The sequence below is a fragment of the Streptomyces anatolicus genome (assembly GCF_019400875.1).
Taxonomy (GTDB): Bacteria; Actinomycetota; Actinomycetes; order Streptomycetales; family Streptomycetaceae; genus Streptomyces; species Streptomyces anatolicus.
In genome coordinates, this window is the sequence record NZ_WMBF01000617.1 from 1 (window position 1) to 3,284 (window position 3,284).

Annotated in this window: 2 protein-coding genes; one reads left to right on the forward strand and one right to left on the reverse strand. The window is 69.5% G+C overall.

Annotation, left to right across the window (positions count from 1 at the left end):
- Positions 1–3: 3 nt before the first annotated feature.
- A complete protein-coding gene (gene glgX / locus GKQ77_RS30420; RefSeq protein WP_219692343.1) occupies positions 4–2,112 on the reverse strand; it encodes a glycogen debranching protein GlgX in 2,109 nt (702 codons plus the stop codon).
- Between the two features lie 158 nt (positions 2,113–2,270).
- Between glgX and GKQ77_RS30425 the strand changes: the two genes are divergently transcribed.
- Positions 2,271–3,062, forward strand: coding sequence for a Tat pathway signal sequence domain protein (locus tag GKQ77_RS30425; RefSeq protein WP_219692344.1), 792 nt, complete (start codon positions 2,271–2,273; stop codon positions 3,060–3,062).
- Positions 3,063–3,284 lie beyond the last annotated feature (222 nt).

Consider the following 3,284-nt stretch of genomic DNA (forward strand, 5'->3'; position numbering starts at 1 on the left):
CCGTCACGCCGGACGCTGCAAGACCGTGAGGCTGCGGTCGGTCAGCGTCAGCCGGTCGCCCGCCCCCACCTTCGGACCCGGCTCCAACGGCACACCGTCCGCGCGCGCCGTGTCGACCACGACCTGCCACTGGCGGCCGTGGTTGACCGGCACCACGAACTCCAGCGGCTCCGGCGACGCGTTGAACATCAGCAGGAACGAGTCGTCGGAGATCCGCTCGCCCCGGGGCCCCGGCTCCGAGATCGCGTTGCCGTTCAGGAACACGCTCAGCGCCCGCGCGTGCGAGGCGTCCCAGTCGTGCTGTTCCATCTCCCCGCCTTCCGGGGTGAACCAGGCGATGTCGGACAGCTCGTCGCGCGTGCCCTGCACCGGGCGGCCGTGGAAGAACCGGCGCCTGCGGAAGACCGGGTGGTCCCGCCGCAGCATCGCCATCGCACGCGTGAACTCCAGGATCGGGCTCTCGCCGTCCGGCCAGCGCACCCACGCCACTTCGTTGTCCTGGCAGTACGCGTTGTTGTTGCCGCCCTGCGTGCGCGCGAACTCGTCGCCGTGGCTGAGCATCGGCACGCCCTGGGAGAGCATCAGCGTCGCGATGAAGTTCCGCATCTGCCGCTCGCGCAGCGCCAGCACGGCCGGGTCGTCCGTCTCGCCCTCGGTGCCGCAGTTCCAGGAGCGGTTGTGGCTCTCGCCGTCCCGGTTGTTCTCGCCGTTCGCGTGGTTGTGCTTCTCGTTGTACGAGACGAGGTCGTGCAGCGTGAAACCGTCGTGGCAGGTGGTGAAGTTGATGGACGCCAGCGGGCGGCGCCCGTCGTCCTGGTAGAGATCGGATGAACCGGTCAGCCGGGAGGCGAACTCCGCGAGGGTGCGCGGCTCACCCCGCCACAGATCGCGCACGGTGTCGCGGTACATGCCGTTCCACTCGGTCCACAGGGGCGGGAAGTTGCCCACCTGATAGCCGCCCTCGCCGACGTCCCAGGGCTCGGCGATCAGCTTCACCTGGCTGACCACCGGGTCCTGCTGGACGAGGTCGAAGAACGACGACAGGCGGTCCACCTCGTGGAACTGGCGCGCGAGCGTCGCCGCGAGGTCGAAGCGGAAGCCGTCCACCCGCATCTCCGTGACCCAGTACCGCAGCGAGTCCATGATCATCTGGAGTACGTGCGGCGAGCGCATCAGCAGCGAGTTGCCCGTCCCCGTGGTGTCCATGTAGTAGCGGGGGTCGTCCATCAGGCGGTAGTACGAGGCGTTGTCCAGGCCCTTGTAGGACAGGGTGGGGCCCAGGTGGTTGCCCTCGGCCGTGTGGTTGTAGACGACGTCCAGGATCACCTCGATGTTCGCCTCGTGCAGCGCCTTCACGGCCTGCTTGAACTCCAGGACCTGCTCGCCGCGGTCGCCCCAGGAGGCGTACGCGTTGTGGGGGGCGAAGAAACCGATGGTGTTGTAGCCCCAGTAGTTGTTCAGGCCCATGTCCACCAGGCGGTGGTCGTTCACGAACTGGTGGACCGGCATCAGCTCCAGGGCGGTCACGCCGAGCCCTTTGAGGTGCTCGATGATCGCCGGGTGGCCCAGCGCCGCGTACGAACCGCGCAGTTCGTCCGGAAGGTCCGGGTGCAGCATCGTCAGGCCCTTCACATGGGCCTCGTAGAGCACGGTCTCGTGGTACGGGGTGCGGGGCGGCCGGTCGTCGCCCCAGTCGAAGTACGGGTTGACCACCACCGACGTCATCATGTGCGGCGCCGAGTCCAGGTCGTTGCGCCGGCCGGGGTCCTCGAAGTGGTAGCCGTACACCTCCTCGCCCCAGTCGACGCGCCCGCTCACCGCGCGCGCGTACGGATCGAGCAGCAGCTTCGCGGAGTTGCAGCGGTGCCCCTGCTCGGGTGCGTAGGGACCGTGCGCCCGCAAGCCGTACCGCTGCCCCGGCATGATGCCGGGGAGGTAGGCATGGCGCACGAACGCGTCGGACTCGCGCAGCTCGACGGCCGTCTCCGAGCCGTCGTCGTGCAGGAGACACAGCTCCATGCGCTCTGCGGCCTCGGAGAAGACCGCGAAATTCGTGCCGGCTCCGTCGTACGTGGCACCTAAGGGGTACGCCTGCCCAGGCCAGACCTGCATGAATATGACTCTTTCACTAACGCCCCCTCGGGTTGGGGCCACATTGGCCAGAGTCTCCCCGAAAGTGGGGCAACCACCCTTGAGTTGAACCCGTCTAACCGTCCGACCACATACTCGGCTTGCCCATCAATGGGGCGCCAGAGGAGTAGGGGGAGTAAGTGCGAGAGATAGTCAGACGCCACCTCGGGAAGGTGGTGGCGGGCGCGGCCGTCGCGGCGACCGCGACGGCCGTACTGGTCGGCGTCAATCTGCCGGGTTCGGAGGCGGGCGCGTCGGGGGACCGCCAGGCCAACGCGGCAGCGGCGAAGCAGGACGCCATCGCCAAGGACGGTGTCGTCGAGGCGGCGCCCGAGGAGGGCGCCAAGGGCATCGGCAGTGACCCGCTGACCGACGCGGAGATCGAGCGCGCCGAGAAGGCCTCGGCCACCGGTCAGCTGCGGTCGAGCGCCCGGGACGTGGAGGGGGACCGCGGCCCGCAGCTGCTGTCCACGAACCTCAGCGAGCCGGATCCGGCCGCCGCCGGGGCAGCGGCCCCGCGCCGCGCCGAAGTCGTCTACTACGACTACAAGAAGGACGCCGTCATCACCAAGACGGTCAACCTGGACACCGGCAAGGTCGACGACACGACCACCGCGCGGCACGTCCAGCCGCCGCCCAGCCAGGAAGAGCTGGCCGAGGGCGCCAGGCTGCTGATCGGCGACCCGCTCGGCAAGGGCCTGAAGAAGGACTTCGAGCACGCCACGGGCAAGGCGCTGACCGGCCCGCAGCAGCTCCAGCTGAGCGGCATGGTCTTCCGCAAGGAGACCGTCAAGCGCGTGCCCTCCGGCCTGGCCGAGTGCGGCGAGCACCGCTGCCTCCAGGTCGTCACGAAGGTCAAGAACGGCCCGTGGATCGACACCAGGTCCCTCGTCGTCGACCTGAGCACCCGCACCGTCGGCCGCCTCGGCTGAACCCTCGGCCGCCCCGGCTGATTCCGGCCCACCGGCCCGCCCCGGCCGCTTCCGGCCGGCCGCGCAGCACACCACAGACCAACTTCTCCTCGTACGAGGGAGTTCACTCCACCATGCACGTCAACAGAGCTTCGCGCGCCCGCGAACGGGCCGTCCTGGCCGTCGCGGTCTCCGCGCTCCTCGGCGGCGCCCTGAGCGTCGCCGCCCCCGCCTCCGCCGCCC